The organism is Pseudarthrobacter sp. CC4, assembly GCF_048957775.1.
GTDB lineage: Bacteria > Actinomycetota > Actinomycetes > Actinomycetales > Micrococcaceae > Arthrobacter.
Genome location: NZ_JARCCZ010000016.1, coordinates 21,864 through 38,234 on the forward strand (window position 1 = coordinate 21,864; position 16,371 = coordinate 38,234).

At 65.6% G+C, this 16,371-nt stretch carries 13 protein-coding genes; 10 read left to right on the plus strand and 3 right to left on the minus strand.

From position 1 onward, the window contains the following. The first annotated feature begins 3 nt into the window (after positions 1 to 3). From PV768_RS12055 to PV768_RS12075, 5 genes are all read left to right on the plus strand, one after another. The gene (locus tag PV768_RS12055) at positions 4 to 1,440 is read left to right on the plus strand and encodes a GH32 C-terminal domain-containing protein (RefSeq protein WP_421093115.1); all 1,437 of its coding nucleotides are present in this window, start codon (positions 4 to 6) and stop codon (positions 1,438 to 1,440) included. Positions 1,441 to 1,487: 47 nt separating this feature from the next. Beyond that, complete coding sequence (locus PV768_RS12060; RefSeq protein ID WP_157239881.1) at positions 1,488 to 2,822, plus strand: ABC transporter substrate-binding protein; 1,335 nt, start codon at positions 1,488 to 1,490, stop codon at positions 2,820 to 2,822. A 92-nt stretch (positions 2,823 to 2,914) separates the two neighbouring features. Next, positions 2,915 to 3,796, plus strand: a complete 882-nt coding sequence (locus PV768_RS12065; RefSeq protein ID WP_421093184.1) for a carbohydrate ABC transporter permease — start codon at positions 2,915 to 2,917, stop codon at positions 3,794 to 3,796. Then, positions 3,793 to 4,698 carry a carbohydrate ABC transporter permease gene (locus PV768_RS12070; RefSeq protein WP_421093116.1) on the plus strand — a complete coding sequence of 302 codons (906 nt, stop codon included), beginning with the start codon at positions 3,793 to 3,795 and terminating at the stop codon, positions 4,696 to 4,698. Before PV768_RS12065 ends, PV768_RS12070 begins: the two co-directional genes overlap by 4 nt. Positions 4,699 to 4,736: 38 nt before the next feature. Continuing rightward, positions 4,737 to 5,825, plus strand: coding sequence for a LacI family DNA-binding transcriptional regulator (locus PV768_RS12075; RefSeq protein ID WP_157239884.1), 1,089 nt, complete (start codon positions 4,737 to 4,739; stop codon positions 5,823 to 5,825). A 38-nt stretch (positions 5,826 to 5,863) separates the two neighbouring features. On the opposite strand, the gene PV768_RS12080 is transcribed toward PV768_RS12075, so the two are convergent. Continuing rightward, complete coding sequence (locus tag PV768_RS12080; protein ID WP_421093117.1) at positions 5,864 to 7,063, minus strand: PucR family transcriptional regulator; 1,200 nt, start codon at positions 7,061 to 7,063, stop codon at positions 5,864 to 5,866. A gap of 125 nt (positions 7,064 to 7,188) precedes the next feature. Here PV768_RS12080 and PV768_RS12085 point away from each other — a divergent pair, with 125 nt between their 5' ends. Genes PV768_RS12085 through PV768_RS12095 form a run of 3 tightly spaced genes read left to right on the plus strand, consistent with a single transcriptional unit; the run spans position 7,189 to position 11,466 of the window. Then, positions 7,189 to 8,883, plus strand: a complete 1,695-nt coding sequence (locus PV768_RS12085; protein WP_421093118.1) for an amidohydrolase — start codon at positions 7,189 to 7,191, stop codon at positions 8,881 to 8,883. Next, entirely contained in the window at positions 8,870 to 10,192 is a 1,323-nt protein-coding gene (locus tag PV768_RS12090; protein WP_157239890.1) for an MFS transporter, read from the plus strand. The genes PV768_RS12085 and PV768_RS12090 overlap by 14 nt, the downstream gene beginning before the upstream one ends. An 8-nt stretch (positions 10,193 to 10,200) precedes the next feature. Continuing rightward, complete coding sequence (locus PV768_RS12095) at positions 10,201 to 11,466, plus strand: ArgE/DapE family deacylase (protein ID WP_421093119.1); 1,266 nt, start codon at positions 10,201 to 10,203, stop codon at positions 11,464 to 11,466. A 61-nt stretch (positions 11,467 to 11,527) separates the two neighbouring features. Here the strand turns inward: PV768_RS12095 and PV768_RS12100 are convergent, their stop codons facing one another. Together PV768_RS12100 and PV768_RS12105 are read right to left on the minus strand one after the other, a co-directional pair. After that, complete coding sequence (locus tag PV768_RS12100) at positions 11,528 to 12,811, minus strand: M20 family metallo-hydrolase (protein ID WP_421093120.1); 1,284 nt, start codon at positions 12,809 to 12,811, stop codon at positions 11,528 to 11,530. Between the two features lie 150 nt (positions 12,812 to 12,961). Then, positions 12,962 to 13,633, minus strand: a complete 672-nt coding sequence (locus PV768_RS12105; protein WP_157239895.1) for a GntR family transcriptional regulator — start codon at positions 13,631 to 13,633, stop codon at positions 12,962 to 12,964. Between the two features lie 156 nt (positions 13,634 to 13,789). Here PV768_RS12105 and glyA point away from each other — a divergent pair, with 156 nt between their 5' ends. Further along, a complete protein-coding gene (glyA, locus tag PV768_RS12110; protein ID WP_421093121.1) occupies positions 13,790 to 15,130 on the plus strand; it encodes a serine hydroxymethyltransferase in 1,341 nt (446 codons plus the stop codon). Next, positions 15,127 to 16,347 carry a sarcosine oxidase subunit beta family protein gene (locus PV768_RS12115; protein ID WP_421093122.1) on the plus strand — a complete coding sequence of 407 codons (1,221 nt, stop codon included), beginning with the start codon at positions 15,127 to 15,129 and terminating at the stop codon, positions 16,345 to 16,347. Before glyA ends, PV768_RS12115 begins: the two co-directional genes overlap by 4 nt. Positions 16,348 to 16,371: the final 24 nt, after the last annotated feature.

The window sequence follows — 16,371 nt, forward strand, 5'->3', positions numbered from 1 at the left end:
CCGATGAGCTACCCAGTCTTCTTCCAGCCCGCAGATGCATGGGTTGGAGACCTTATCCCTTTCCAGAAGGACGGGGAGTTCTGGCTCTTCTACCTTTCCGAGGTCCGCGCCGACCCGAAGCCCGGAACGGCCTGGAACCTGGTGACCACCAAGGACCTGACCCAATTCCAGGACCACGGGGTGGCCCTCCCCCACGGAACCACAGACGACCTGGACTTCAACTGCTACACAGGCAGCATCATTGCTGACGACTCAGGCGTCCACCACCTGTTCTACACCGGCCAGAACCCGGGCAATCTCGGGACGGACGGACTGCCCCTGCAGCTGGTCATGCACGCCACCAGCACGGACGGCATGAACACGTGGGTCAAGCACCCGGAGCTTACGTTCGGCGCACCGGACGGCTACGAGTCAGCGGACTGGCGGGACCCCTTCGTCTTCCGTGACGAGGCGGCCGGCCTGTGGCGGATGCTCCTGGCGGCCCGGCACTCCGACGGTCCCGAACGCCGCCGCGGGGTCATCGCCCAGTGCGTTTCCACGGACCTGATGACGTGGGAGCACACGGAACCGTTCTGGGATCCCCGCAGGTACATCACGCATGAATGCCCGGACGTCTTCGAATGGAACGGGTGGTGGTACATGGCCTACTCCGAGTTCTCCGAAACGTTCACCACCCGGTACCGGATGGCCAAGAGCCCCACGGGGCCGTGGACAGTTCCGGACCTGGACAGCATCGACGGGCGTGCGTTCTACGCCTCCAAGACGGCGGAGCGGGACGGCCGGCGGTTCTTCTTCGGCTGGATTGCCAGCAAGGAAGGCAATTGCGACGACGGCGCGTGGCAGTGGGCGGGCACCATGTCCGTCCTGGAGGCACGGCAGAACCCCGACGGGACCCTGGCTTTCGGCCTCGCGGACGAGCTTGTGGACAGCTTTTGGGACGGGGTCCCGCTCGAGCTGGACCAGGAGCTGCCTCTGCAGTTGAACGTCCCGGATGGTTACGCCGCCATCGTGAGCAGCAACGATCCGCCCACGCAGTTCTATGCCAAAGCGGTGCTGGACATCCAGCCGGGCACCACGGAATGCGGGATCCTGCTGCGCTCCAGCCCGGACGGCGACCACTCCTACGTCCTCCGCCTCGAACCGAAGCGTGGACGCCTGGTGTTCGACCGATGGCCCCGGACCATCACCGGAGAAGCCCAATGGCACGTTTCCGGCGACGTTCCCTACGCCATCGAACTGGAACGCCCCTGCCACCTCCCGCCCGGCCGCCACACGCTGGAAGTGGTGGTCGACGGTGACCTGTGCGTCGCCGTCGTGGACCGCCAGGTGGCCCTCAGCACCCGCATCTACGACCTCCCCGCCGGCGGAATAGGCGTGTTCGCCGGCGAAGGATCCGTCACCATCACAGATTTCGAAGTACGCAAGCGCACCGACAACTGAATACCCCCGCAACCCCATCCTCCGTTCCAATCAAGGGAGATTGACCAATGAAGAACCTGTTCCGCGCTGCCGCCTGCGCAGCCGTTACCGCCCTGGCGCTGACCGCCTGTGGCGGCGCAAGCTCCACCGATCCGTCCAACGTCAGCCCCACCGGCGAGATCAAGCCGCGCGAGATCTCGTGGCTGCTCTCCCGGCCCGCCGACGGCGCGGTCATCAACATCATGAAAAAGCTGGCCGACGACTACGCCAAGGACCACCCGGGCTTTGAGCTCAACCTGATCACCACCCCGGACCGTCCCTCCTACATCCAGAAACTCGAGACCCTGGCGGCAGCCAACAAGCTGCCCGAACTGTTCGACACCGACGCCACACCCTTCGCCCAGGAGTTGGCCAAGCAGGGCAAGATGGTGGACGCCGAAAAGCTGCTGAAGTCGCTCAACGTCTACGACGACTACCGTCCGGGCGCGCTGGACTACCAGCGCTTCGACGACGGCTCCCTGTACATGATCCCGTTCCAGTTCGAGCTGGAATTCATCTGGTACAACAAGGCACTGCTCCAGAAGGCCGGCGTCGCAGTACCCACGTCGCTCGACGACATCCCGGCCATGTGCACTGCCCTGCGCAGCGCCGGCGTCACCCCCATCGCCATCGACGGGCAGGACCAGTGGCCGCTGGAACGCTACGTCGCCTACCAGCCCTTCCGGGAAGCCGGCCCGGACTTCGTCCAGAAGCTGAAGAAGGGCGAGGCGAAGTTCAGCGATCCCGCCGGCCAGAAGACCGTGAACTGGATGGCGGAACTGGGCAAGGCCAAGTGCTTCCAGGACGGCTTCTCCGCCCAGGGCTACTCCGACGCGCAAAACCAGTTCACCTCCGGACAGGCCGCCATGTACAACATCGGCACGTGGGAACTGCCCAGCCTGGCCACGGAGAAGCTGGATCCTGCCGTCCGCAACGACATCGACTTCTTTACCCTGCCCACCACGGCCAACTCCGTGACGGCGGCCAACGAATTCGTGTCCCCGTCCGGCATCGGCATGGCGGTGAACGCCAAAACCTACGATCCCCTGGTGAGCGACTTCCTGAAGTTCGCCCTGGAAAAGTACCCGGCCGAATATGCCGCCACCGGCGCGCTGTCCCCCACCACCGACGTCGAAACCGTTGTCCCGGCCAACGCCACCCCGCTGTACCGGAAGGCGCTGGACCAGGCCGACAGCCTCGGTTCCAAGCAGGCCATGCCGTGGGATACGCAGCTGGATCCGACCACCAACGGCCGGCTGCAGCAGGAGCTGGTGCTGCTGGTGCAGGGCAACATCACGCCTGAGCAGTTCACCGAAACCATGGACAAGACCATCGCGCAGAACGCCCCCAAGTTCTTCAAGTAGGCACTGCTTCCTCACGAAACCAACGCGGCGGGGGATCCCAGCGCTCCCCCGCCCGCAAGGCCCCGAAAGGCCCCGCCATGCAACCCAACAGGATGCTGCCCAACAGGTCACGGACCTCGGTCCTGGTCTTCCTGCTCCCGCCGCTGCTCCTCTACAGCGCAGCAGTCCTCTTCCCCATCCTCCAGTCCCTGTTCCTCAGTTTCTTCTCCTGGAACGGCATCAGCGACATGGAGTTCGTGGGCCTGGACAACTACGTCCGGATGTTCGCAGCCGACGATATCTTCTGGCGGGCGTTCCTGAACGCCCTCGTCTACCTGGCCATCTGCCTGGTGCTGCAGCTCGGCGGCGCCCTGGCGGTGGCCAGCCTCCTCACGTCGCTCCGCCGCGGACGTGAGCTGGTCAAGACCCTCTACCTGCTGCCGGCCGTGATCTCCACGGTGGCCATCGCCTTCCTCTTCGTGCGGATCTACTCCCTGGAGCCCGTGGGCCTGCTCAACCAGCTGTTCCACTGGGTGGGCCTCGACAGCCTCGAGCGGCCCTGGCTCTCGGACGTCAACACGGTCCTTGCGGCGGTGTCCGCACCGGAGGGGTGGCGTTTCACCGGGCTGTACATGCTCATCATCTATGCGGCCCTGCTCGCGGTGCCCAAGGAGCTTGAGGAGGCCGCCGTCCTGGATGGCGCGTCCCGGTGGACGCTGTTCACCAAGATCCGCTTCCCGTACATCCGCCCGGTGTGGATCACCACCACCATCATGGCCACCACCTCCGGGCTGCGCGGCTTCGACATCCCCTACCTGATGACCAACGGCGGCCCGGGGCAGTCCTCGGAACTGCTCACCACCTACATGTACAAGACGGCGTTCACCAGCACGGACTTCGGCTACGCCAGCACCATCTCCGTGTTCATCGTGGTTGAGTGCCTCGTGGCCGTCGGCCTCATCCTGTTCCTGCTGAAGCGGAAGGCAGACTCATGATCACCCAGGCAGCCCCTCCCACCCCGCCCGCCGCCGTCGTGCCCCAACGGCCGCCCGTGAAGCGCCGCCGGCGCAGGCCCGACCTGTTCCGGACGTTGTCCCGCGTGCTGGTCATGCTGATCGTGATCGTGCAGGTCTACCCGCTGGCGTGGCTCTTCCTGACGAGCCTCCGCACGGAACAGGACTTCGCCGCCGGTGACCCCTTTGCCCTGCCCGGCTCCCTGACGTGGGAGAACTATGCCCGGGCCTTCGAAACCGGTGACCTGGGCCGGAACATCCTGAACAGCTTCATCGTCACCATGGGCGCGAACATCCTGATTGTCCTGCTGGGCATGATGGCCGCCTACGCCATCCAGGTCCTCGGTTTCCGGCTCAGCAAACTGGTCCGCGGGCTGTTCCTGATCGGCATCATCGTCCCGGTCCAGATCGCCCTGGTCCCCCTGTTCATCGACTATTCGGCCGTGAACCTGCTGGACACCTACCAGTCGATGATCATCCCGCTGGCCGGTTTCTCGCTGCCCATGTCCATCTACCTTTTCTGCTCGTTCTACGAGTACATCCCCAAGGAAACGTACGAGGCAGCGTCCATGGACGGCGCCGGCCCCTACCGGATCTTCGGGCTGATCACCCTGCCGCTGTCCCTGAACACCGTGGTGACCGTGGTCCTGGTGAACAGCATCTTCATCTGGAACGACTTCATCTTCGCCAACACGTTCGTCCTGTCCGAGGACCTGAAGACCATTCCGCTGGGCCTGCAGAACTACATCGGCGCCATGGGCAAGGTGGACTGGACGGCAACCTTCGCCGCCGTGTGCGTGACCATCACCCCGCTGCTGCTGGTGTTCCTGGTGCTCAACAAGGCCATGATCCAGGGACTCGAAAGCGGGGCGACGAAAGGATGACGGCAACGGCGGATGGATATACTCCTCAAGGAGGGCAGATGAGTTCAATGGAGAATGGTGCGGAGGTGCCGGCACCTGCGGCCCGGGCGCCAAAAACCCCGGAGCGCGCGCACCCTGTCACCCTCCGCGACGTGGCAGAAGCAGCCGGTGTTTCCACGGCCACGGTGTCCCTGGTGGTCAACAAGAAAAAAGCCGCCCGGATCGCCGAGGAAACCCGCCGGCGGGTGCAGGACGCCATCCGGACCCTGGGCTACCGCCCCAACGCGATGGCCAAAACCCTGGTCAGCGGCACCTCCCGGTTCATCGGGCTGGTGGCGGACGGCGTTGCCACCACGCCCTTCGCCGGCCAGATCATCCACGGCGCACAGGACGAGGCGTGGAAGCACGGGTACGCCCTTCTCATCGCCAACACCGAAGGCAACGGCGAGCTTGAGCAGGACGCCATCCAGATGATGCTCGAATACAAAGTCCGCGGCATCCTCTACTCCACCTGGTTCCACCGCCAGACGGAAATTCCGGCGCCGCTCCGGGAAGCCGACTTCGTCCTGGTCAACTGCTTCTCCCAGGAGCCGGGAACCCGGGCCGTGGTGCCCGACGAGGTGCAGGGCGGCCGCTCAGCCACCGACATCCTGCTGGGACACGGGCACCGGAAGATCGCCTTCATCAACGCCACCATCCCCGCCCCCGCCAAGGACGGACGGCTCCAGGGGTACCGGGAAGCACTGGAGAAGGCCGGTGTTCCGTTCGACCCCGAGCTGGTGCTGGAAGCCTATCCGGACCAGGAAGGCGGCTACGGGGCCACCCCCGAACTCCTCAAGCGCGGCGTGACCGCGGTGTACTGCTACAACGACCGGATGGCAATGGGCCTCTACGACGGCCTCCGCGAGCACGGCCTCTCCATCCCCGAGGACATGGCTGTGGTGGGGTTCGACAACCAGGAAGTCATTGCCGCGCACCTGCGTCCCCCGCTTTCCACCGTCTCGCTCCCCCACTATGAACTGGGCGCGGCGGGCGTGCGGATGCTGCTCGGGCTGGACGACGCACCCGGGACCGCGGCGGACGGGGTTGCGAAAATACTCTGTCCCGCCGTGGAACGGACCTCCGTCCGGGCCCAGGCGCACGCCTGAACCTGAGCTGTTACAGCCCCGGAGGCATCCGCCTTTCCTTAGGTTGAGGCCGGGAAAAGGACATGGAGGGCGGCAATCACCGCAGCGGCGTCCTGGGGATTGGCGGGATCGAAGCTGGTGAGTTGCCCGAACCGGGCAAGGCGGTTCAGCACAGTGTTTCGGTGGCAGTACAGCTCCCCGGCAGTTTCCGACACCGATCCGGTGCGGAGGTACGCCTGGACCGTCTCGATCAGCCGGTCACGTTCATGCGTGGAGACCGTAGTGAGAGGGCCCAGCACGGTGTCCGCCAGGACGGTTCCGTATTCTCCCAGCCGAGTCATGGCAACATGCCCCCATGCCTCACGCACGGTCCGCTGGCCCGGGCGTTGCGGCGTCACCACCGGCAACGACTCCAGGGCGATCCGAAGCATCCGGGGCACGTCGGCCAAGGAGCGGGCGGGGGGCGCCACAAAGCAGTCCACCCTGGACAGCCACGGGCGGGCGCCCTCCGGCTCCCTACCCGTCCGGGCAGGAACGTCCTCAAGAATGAGGATCAGTGCACCGTCGCGCTCGTGGAGGAATTGCTCAGCACCGGCACGAAGCACCTCCGCACGGAATGCCTTCTGGGCGTATTCGGCGGCAACGGCAACGATGAAGTTGCTGTCCGGCGCCACGCCGAGCGCGCGGGCAGCCTGTCCCAGCACCTGCGGATCCTTACCGTCCGAATTGAGCAGCCGCGACAGGAGGAACGCGCGCTGCGTCTCTTTTTCCTGCGCCATGCTGGCGAGCTCATCGAGGTAGCCTGCGTGCACCCGGATAGTGTGGAACTCCACCGCTTCCCACACGCGCACTGCATCCTTGGTCAACTCCGGCAAGGACGAGGGCGGAACCTTCTCCAGCATTGCCGTCCAGAGCACCCGGAAGTCCATGCGCACTGCGCGCAGCAGGGATTCCAGGGGCAGGCCCTGCTGCGCGCGGCGGTGTCCCAGCGCGTCGGACATACCCGCGAGCCGGTCGGGTATCGGAAGGCTTCCCACCAGCCGCAGCAGTAGTTCTATCGAGGCGACAGCTGTCTCCTCCAGATCCTGGACAGCCACCGCAGAGGCCGCATAATCGTCGATCTTCTGCACCTCGAGAAGGTACTGGTGCGCGATCCGGTCGATGTCGGCGAGGCAGTCGGACACCAGGTCAGACACCACCGACCGGGGGGCGGCTCCAGCGGACGCCGGAGTCCTGTCCGCGGACGCTGTATTGGGCATATGCCCATTCTAGAACCGGACTGCACTGTGTTCGTCCATTGTTTCCCCACGTGATCCATCCCACCATTGAAGGAGGTGTTCCGTAAGCTCGCGCTCGTATCCGGAAAGGACAGCCGCCGAGGCCCATGCTCGATTTGAAACTTGTCAAAGCCCGCATCTTCACGATGGCTGATGCCCCTTCAACAGCCCACGCCATGGGAGTGCTCCACGGGCGGATCATCGGGTTTGACGACGACGTCCTGGACCTCCCGGCTCGGCGGACGCTCGACTGCGGCGGAGCCGTCGTCGTCCCCGGCTTTGGTGATTCGCACAACCATATGGCGTGGTTTGGGCAATCCCTCGCCGAACTCGATCTGTCCGGCTGCCGGACCCTGGAGGAACTGTACGATGCAGTCTCCCGGTTTGCGCGCGGTCTCCCTGAAGGCGCGTGGGTGGTGGGATCGGGTTATGACGACACGGTCCTGGGGGGTCATCCGCACCGGAGCGGCCTGGACCGGTCCGCTCCCGGCCGTGCGGTCTGGCTCAAGCATCGGTCAGGGCACATGTGCGCCGTAAACTCTGAGGTGCTTGGTCGCACGGGCGTTCTGGACGGCTCGGCGATTGTTCCCGAGGGCGGCACGGTGGTGGAGGATTCCGGCGGGCCTACCGGATTGCTTGAGGAACAGGCTCAGAAACTGGTCACTGCACTGGTTGTGCCGTACCCGGTCACGGACCTCGCGGACGCGATTGGCGCAGCAAGCGGGGTTTACGCTTCCGAGGGCCTGACGCACGTTGTGGAGGCCGGCATCGGGTCGGGCTGGATCGGCCGAAGCCCGGTCGAACTCGCTGCCTACGTTGAAGCACGACGCCGGGGCCTGCTGAAAACCCGGGTCCAGATGATGGCCGTCAGCGATGCCCTGCACCCGCTCCAGTCCAATGCCGCGGACGGGATCAGCTTCGGCTTGGACCTCGGCATCACGTCGGGCTTTGGCGACGACCACCTCCGGCTGGGCGCCATGAAAATATTCATCGACGGTTCCCTGATCGGCCGCACTGCAGCAGTAACCGAGCCCTTTTGCGATCATGATCACGGCAACGGCAGCTTCCAGCTATCGCCCGGGGAACTGGCCAGGCGCATTATCGACGCACACTGCTCCGGCTGGAACGTCGCAGCGCACGCGATCGGGGATTTGGCAGTCGACGTCGCGCTGGACGCTTTTGAGGCAGCGCACCGGAAGCTGGCGCGGCCCGACGCGCGGCACCGCATCGAGCACGCCGGCATGGTCCGTCCGGACCAGCTTCCCCGGTTCGCGGCGCTGGGCGTCACACCCGTTCCGCAGCCGCACTTCCTGTATGAGGTGGGCGACACCATGGTGGACGCAGTCGGCGAGGAGCGGACGCCGTGGCTTTACCGCCACAAGTCCTTCCTGGACTCCGGGGTACGCGTTCCCGGCAGCTCGGACCGGCCGGTAGCGGCCGGGGCGCCGCTGCTGGGCATGCAATCCATGGTGACGCGCGCCAGTTCCGGCGGCGCCACGCTGAGCCCACAGGAACGGGTCGACGCCGAGACCGCCCTGCGCGCCTACACGGTCGACACCGCGTGGATGGCAGGCGAGGAAGACCGCCGGGGAACGCTGGAACCGGGAAAGTTCGCCGATCTCGTGTTCCTCTCCGCACACCCCGCAGATGTGCCGCCCCACGAGATCGGCCAGATCGGCGTGCTGGCGACCCTGCTCGACGGCGCCTGCGTTTTCGGGCACGGCTACATCGAGAAACTCCAGAGCACCGCATCGTCCCACCCCATTCCCACATTGAGAGGCACCGAGCATGCAACCCCATGACGCCACCCAGGAAGAAGCAGCCGTACCAGTTGTCAGCGGAGCCGACGCCGGCAAAATCGCCCGCGCGGCCTTCGTCGGCACCGCCCTCGAATGGTACGACTACTTCCTCTTCGGAACCGCTGCAGCCATCGTTTTCAACCGGCTGTTTTTCACATCGCTGGATCCGACGGCTGCAACGTTGGCGGCCTTCGCCACATTCGGTGTCGGTTTCGCTGCCCGTCCGCTCGGCGCCGTTCTCTTCGGCTACATCGGTGACCGTGTAGGGAGGCGTCCGGCCCTGCTGATCACCATCGTCGCGATTGGCGTGGCCACGGGGCTTATCGGCGTGCTGCCTGATTTCGGCACCATCGGCCTGGCAGCCCCCGTCATGCTGGCCATCCTGCGCCTGGTGCAGGGCCTCGCAGTGGGCGGTGAGTGGGGCGGTGCCATGACCATCGCCGTCGAACACGCCCCCATTGAGAAGCGTGGACGGTATGCCGCCCTGGTGCAGGTCGGTTCACCCGTGGGGACGCTGATGTCCTCCGGCGCCTTCGCCCTGGTACTGCTCATGCCCTCTGCGGTCTTCGATTCCTGGGGCTGGCGCCTGCCGTTCCTGGCGGCCTTCCCGCTGCTGCTGATCGCGCTGTACATCCGGCTGAAGGTTGAGGAATCACCGATCTTCCGTGAACTGGTCAAGCTGGAGGAACGCGCCAAGATTCCGGCAGTCGACGTCTTCCGTCAGGCGTGGGGCCGGCTGATCGTTGCTATCGCCGCCGCTTTCCTCGGCGTCGGCGGTTTCTACATCATGACTACCTTCGTCATCAGCTACGGCACCGCCACCCTCGGCCTGGACCGTGGACTCATGGTCAACGCCACCCTCGTCGCCGCCGTCGTGCAGATCGGCGTCATCCTGGTCATCGGCCGTATCAGTGAGAAGGTCGGGCCGGGACGGATGACCTTCATCGGCGGCCTCGTGACCGCCGCCGCAGCGTTCCCGCTCTTCTGGATGATCGACTCCCGCAATCCGTTTGCCGTGGTCCTCGCCGTCACCCTCGGCATCGGGCTGCTTTCCGTGGCCTACTCGGTCACCGGCGCCCTGCTGACCGAACTGTTCCCGCCGCAGCTCCGCTACAGCGGCGTCGCGCTGGGCTACAACTTGGCCGGCGCCCTGAGCGGGTTCCTGCCGCTGATCGCCGTCGCCCTGCTCGGTGTATCCGGTGGAGCCTCATGGACCGCCTCCCTGCTGCTGATCGTCGTGTCGCTCATTACCGCAGCCGGCGGATTCTTCGGCGAGCGCCTCCGCGTCAAGGACAAAGCGATCGTACGGTAAGGAGCCCCATGCTGAACCCGGAAACAGCCCGCCGTATTACCGAGGCCGTGGATGCAGCCTTTGACCGCCAGCTCGATTTCACCGCGGAGCTGATCCGGCATCCCTCCCTGAGGACAGCCGAGGCCGGGGCGCAGGACCTGATGTTCGCTGAGTTTGAGGCCCGCGGACTTGCCGTGGACCGCTGGACGCTCGACGGCGAAGCCCTCGCTTCGCACGTGGGTTATGGTCCCAGCACGGTTGCCTTCGAGGACCTCACCAACGTGGTGGGCACCTACACTCCCCCGGAGGAAAAGGGCCGTTCGCTCATCCTGAACGGGCATGTCGATGTGGTTCCCACCGGGCCTGAGGAAGTGTGGGAACGCAACCCCTGGAATGCCGTGGTGAAGGACGGCTGGATGTATGGCCGCGGGGCCGGTGACATGAAGGCCGGGCTCGCTGCCAACCTGTTCGCCTTCGACGCCATCCGGGCCGCCGGCTTCGCGCCGGCCTCGACCATCCACTTCCAGTCAGTGGTGGAGGAGGAGTGCACGGGCAACGGGTCGCTGGCTGCGCTGCAGCGCGGCTACACCGCGGATGCTGTCATCATCCCCGAGCCGGAAGAGAACATGCTGGTCCGGGCAAATGTGGGGGTGATCTGGTTCCGGGTCCGTGTTTCCGGCAGGCCCACCCATGTACGGGAGATGGCGTCGGGCTTCAACGCAATCGACGCCGCCTACACCGTCATGGGTGCGTTGCGGGAGCTCGAAGCCAAGTGGAACGCAGATAAGGGCAGCCACCCGCACTTCGAGGACACAGACCATCCGATCAACGTCAACATCGGCATGATTTCCGGCGGCGACTGGCCTTCAAGCGTGCCGGCCTGGTGTGAGTTCGATGTCCGGGCGGCCCTGTATCCGGGGGTCCCGGCCGTGGATGCGTGGAATGAGATCCTGGAGTGCCTGCAGACGGCCGGGGCGGGTGCGTCGGTGTCGGCCGAACGGACGGGCTTCTTCTCTGAGGGCTACGTCCTGGAGGAGGGATCGGAAGCGGAAGGGGCGCTGGCCACGGCGCACGAGGCTGTCTTCGGTTCGGCGTTGCAGAGCTTCACGACGCCCGGTTACCTCGACGGCCGGGTCTTCGCCCTTTACGCGGGGATCCCGGCGCTGGTCTACGGTCCCGTGTCAGAGGCGATTCACGGGTTCGACGAGCGTGTGAACATCGAGTCGGTCCGCCAGGTGACCAAGACCATCGCCTTGTTCATCGCCGGCTGGTGCGGTGTCACCGAGGCAGCATGATCCTTACGGCACGCAGAAGGCGCCCGGCCATTGGCCGGGCGCCTTCTGCACGTTGCGGTGCCTACCGGGGGTCGAGTTCCCCGAGGCAGAGGCTGCGGACAACGTCGGTGAGCACGTGCAGGCCGCTGATCATGTCCTGGTCCCTGGTGTACTCATGCTCGTTGTGGGAGATGCCCTCAGCTGACGGCACGAACAGCATCACGGTGGGAACGACGTCCTTCAGGTTGGTGGAGTCGTGTCCGGCCAGCGTCTTGACCCGCGCATAGGCCAACCCGCGGTTTGCCGCAGTCTTTTCGGCCAGCGCCACTCCTTCCGGCTGGTAAGGAGTAACCGGCCAGCAGTGGGATCCGGTCTTGCTGATCTCCACCCGGGCAGCCCGCTCGATCCGGCCGATGCGGTCGTGGAGCATCCGGTCGGCTTCGGCGAGGAGTTCCTCGTCGGCTGACCTCAGGTCAAGGAGCAAGGAAACCAGCGAGGGCACGACGACGGGCGAGTTGGGATAGACGTCAAGCTGGCCCACCGAGGTATGCACTGCCCCGCCTGGAAAGTGGTCTGCAATTTCCCTCGCGGCGACCACGAGCATCGATGCACCCAGGAGGGCGTCGCGCCGGTCAGCGATGACCGTTGAACCGGTGTGCGCCTGCTCGCCGCGGACCTCAAACTGGTACTTGTTGGCCGCCCAGTTGGAGTCGACGACGCCGATAGTGACGCCGTCGCGTTCCATGCTGCGGCCCTGCTGGATATGGATTTCGGCGGCGTAGGCTGCCGTCGGCCCTGTGCCCTCGCCCAGCGATGCGGTTGCTTCCAAGGCCTGGCGAACGGTTGTGCCGCCATGGTCCGGCGTCGCCAGGGCTTCCTCGGGTGTCATCTTTCCCGTGTAGACGGAACTGCCCATCATGGACGGTTTGAAGCGGGCACCTTCCTCATTGAACCAGTTCACGACGGCCAGGTTGTACCGGGGAGTTGTCCCTGCGGCACGCCATTCGGCAGCGAGGCTGAATGCTGCATGGGCGGCGGCGAGCACGCCGTAGGCACCGTCATACCGTCCCGCCGTCGGCTGCGAATCAAGGTGGGAGCCGACCAGCACGTATGGCGCACCGGGGTTCACCTCCAGCAGGCCGAACTGGTTTCCGATCCGGTCGAAGGATACGTTGAACCCCTTGTCCCGAAGGATGGCGGACAGCCAGGCACGCTGTTCCCCGTCTGCCGGTGAACCCGCCTGCCGCTCCACACCCCCGCCGGGAGTGGCACCAAAAGCGCTGAGTGTGGCGAAGTCCTGGAGGAACACGGCGTCAGCTCCTGTGAACTTCGTGGGATCGGGTTCGGGCACGGCACCGTTGCTCATGACTGCTTGTCCTTAACGCTTGGATTGATGATGTACACAATCGTCTCAGGACGGCATGCTGCAGGCACTGGGACCGGACAACCAATTCGGCCCGCGGCATTGTGAATCTGCACATCAGCCAAGGCAATAGTGGCGACGGCGCGGTTTGTGCTACAGCACCTTGCGGATGGTTTCCTCGAAGCTGGTGACGTGGTGCAGGGCCAGCTCGCCTGCCTTGTCGGCGTCGCCGGCGGCCACCGCCTTGAGCAGGTCCACATGCTCGGTGATGTGGCCGGTCACGGAGGGCACCTTGTCCAGCACCACGCACCAGATGCGCGTGGCCAGGTTGTCGTAGCGGATCAGGGTGCTTTCCAGGTGCGGGTTGGCGGCCGCCTTGTAGATCAGCCGGTGGACCATCAGGTCGTAGCGCATGAGTTCGCGCGACTCGCCCTGCCCCGGCGCCAGCCCGGCGATGGCGTCGGCCACCTGCAGCAGTTCACGGCGCATGCTGTCGCTGGCCCTATTGGCCGCGCGGCGCGCGGCCAGCGGCTCCAGGAGTTCCCGGATTTCCGAGACATCCGCCAGTTCCGTGAAGTCCACGTTCGTGGCAAAGGTTCCGCGGCGCGCGTAGGAAATGACCAAGTGGTCCACTTCCAGCCGCTTGATGGCCTCCCGGACGGGAGTGCGGCCGAACCCGAGCTCAGCCGCCAACTGGCCCTCGTTGATGGGCTCGCCCGGCCGGATTTCCAGCATGATCAGCTTGTCCCGCAGCTGCCGGTACGCGGCCTCCGCCTGGGACGGTGCTTCCTCCTCCGTCTGAGGCAGGGCAAGAAGTGCATTCAAGGCGCCACTCCGTTCTTTGCTGCAGTTACGAGGCTACCGACCGGGAGCTTCGTGCCACTTTCGTCCAGCTATTGACTCAGCTGTGATCCCAATCATACCATTGAGATCACACTGATATATCAGTTAGTTAGCAAGTGGTATTTCAAAGGAGCATCCGTGGTTGAGCAGTTGAACGAGCGACTTTCCGTCGTCGATCCCGAGGTCCAGGAGGCCATTGCCAGTGAGCTGGCCCGCCAGCAGTCAACGCTGGAAATGATCGCCTCCGAAAACTTTGCCCCGTCCGCCGTCATGGAGGCCCAGGGCTCAGTCCTGACCAACAAGTACGCGGAGGGCTACCCCGGCAAGCGTTACTACGGCGGCTGCGAGCACGTTGATGTGGTGGAGCAGCTGGCCATCGACCGGGTCAAGGCCCTTTTCGGCGCCGAGTTCGCCAACGTCCAGCCCCACTCCGGCGCGCAGGCCAACGCCGCCGCCATGTTCGCACTGCTGAACCCGGGCGACACCATCATGGGCCTGAGCCTGGCCCACGGCGGCCACCTGACGCACGGCATGAAGATCAACTTCTCCGGCAAGCTCTACAACGTGGTCCCGTACCACGTGAGTGAGTCAGACCTCCGCATCGATATGGCCGAAGTCGAAGCGCTGGCCCTCGAGCACCGGCCCAGGCTGATCGTGGCCGGCTGGTCCGCCTACTCCCGCCAGCTGGACTTCGCCGAGTTCCGCCGCATTGCGGACCTGGTGGACGCCTACCTCATGGTGGACATGGCACACTTCGCCGGGCTGGTGGCCGCCGGCCTGCACCCGAACCCGGTGCCGTACGCCGACGTCGTCACCACCACCACCCACAAGACCCTGGGCGGACCGCGCGGCGGCGTCATCCTCGCCAAGGAGCAGCACGCCAAGAAGATCAACAGCGCCGTCTTCCCCGGCCAGCAGGGCGGCCCGCTGGAGCACGTCATCGCCGCCAAGGCCGTGGCCTTCAAGCTCGCCGGGAGCCCCGAATTCAAGGAACGCCAGGAACGCGTCCTGGAGGGCTCCAAGCTCCTGGCCGAACGGCTCCTCCGCGACGACGTTGCCGCGGCCGGAATCTCCGTGGTCAACGGCGGAACCGACGTGCACCTGGTCCTGGTGGACCTCCGCAACTCCGAGCTGGACGGACAGCAGGCCGAGGACGCCCTGCACCGCATCGGCATCACCGTCAACCGCAACGCCGTCCCCTTCGACCCCCGCCCGCCGATGGTCTCCTCGGGACTGCGCATCGGCACGCCGGCCCTCGCCACCCGCGGCTTCGGCGCCGAGGAATTCGCCGAGGTAGCCGACATCATCGCGACGGCGCTCATCGCATCCGCGGCCAGCGGAACCCTGGGCGACAGCACCGCCGTCGAACTCCGCGCCCGCGTCACCGCCCTGGCGGAGAAGTTCCCCCTCTACCCCCACCTCAGCAACGGCACTGAAGTTGCCGCCCTTGAAGCAGACCTGATTGGAGCAGCCCAGTGAGCGCAGACCTCCTCCCCGAGCACCCGGATTTCCTCTGGCGCAACCCGGAGCCCAAGTCCTCCTACGACGCCGTGATTGTGGGCGGCGGCGGGCACGGCCTGGCCACCGCGTACTTCCTGGCCAAGAACCACGGATTGACCAACATCGCCGTCCTGGAAAAGGGCTGGCTGGCCGGCGGCAACATGGCCCGGAACACCACCATCATCCGGTCCAACTACCTCTGGGACGAGAGCGCCGCCATCTACGAGCACGCGCTCAAGCTCTGGGAAGTCCTGCCCGAGGAGCTGGAATACGACTTCCTCTTCAGCCAGCGCGGCGTCATGAACCTGGCCCACACGCTGGGCGACGTCCGTGAAAGCATGCGGCGCGTGGGCGCCAACAAGCTCAACGGCGTGGACGCCGAGTGGCTGGACCCCAAGCAGGTCAAGGAACTCTGCCCCATCCTGAACATCAGCGACAACATCCGCTACCCCGTCATGGGCGCCACCTACCAGCCCCGCGCCGGCATCGCCAAGCACGACCACGTGGCCTGGGCGTTCGCCCGCAAGTGCGACGAACTGGGCGTGGACATCATCCAGAACTGCGAAGTCACCGGCTTCGTCAAGGACGGCAACCGCGTGGTGGGCGTCAAGACCAACCGCGGCACCATCAACACCGAAAAGGTGGGCCTCGCCGCCGCCGGACACAGCTCGGTCCTGGCCGAGATGGCCGGCTTCCGGCTCCCCATCCAGTCCCACCCGCTGCAGGCGCTGGTCTCCGAACTGCACGAACCCGTCCACCCCACCGTGGTCATGTCCAACCACGTGCACGTCTACGTGTCCCAGGCCCACAAGGGCGAACTGGTGATGGGCGCCGGCGTGGACTCCTACAACGGCTACGGCCAGCGCGGCTCCTTCCACGTGATCGAGCACCAGATGGCCGCCGCCGTCGAGCTCTTCCCCATCTTCGCCCGGGCCCACGTGCTCAGGACCTGGGGCGGAATCGTGGACACCACGCTGGACGCCTCCCCCATCGTGGGCAACACGCCGGTGGAAAACATGTTCGTGAACTGCGGCTGGGGCACCGGCGGCTTCAAGGCCACCCCCGCGGCCGGGCTCACCTTCGCGCACAACATCGCCACGGGCTCCCCGCACAAGCTGAACAAGCCGTTTGCGCTGGAACGCTTCGAAACCGGCGCGCTGATCGACGAACACGGCGCCGCCGCCGTGGCCCACTAGCCGCCAGCGAACACTGCACTTTAG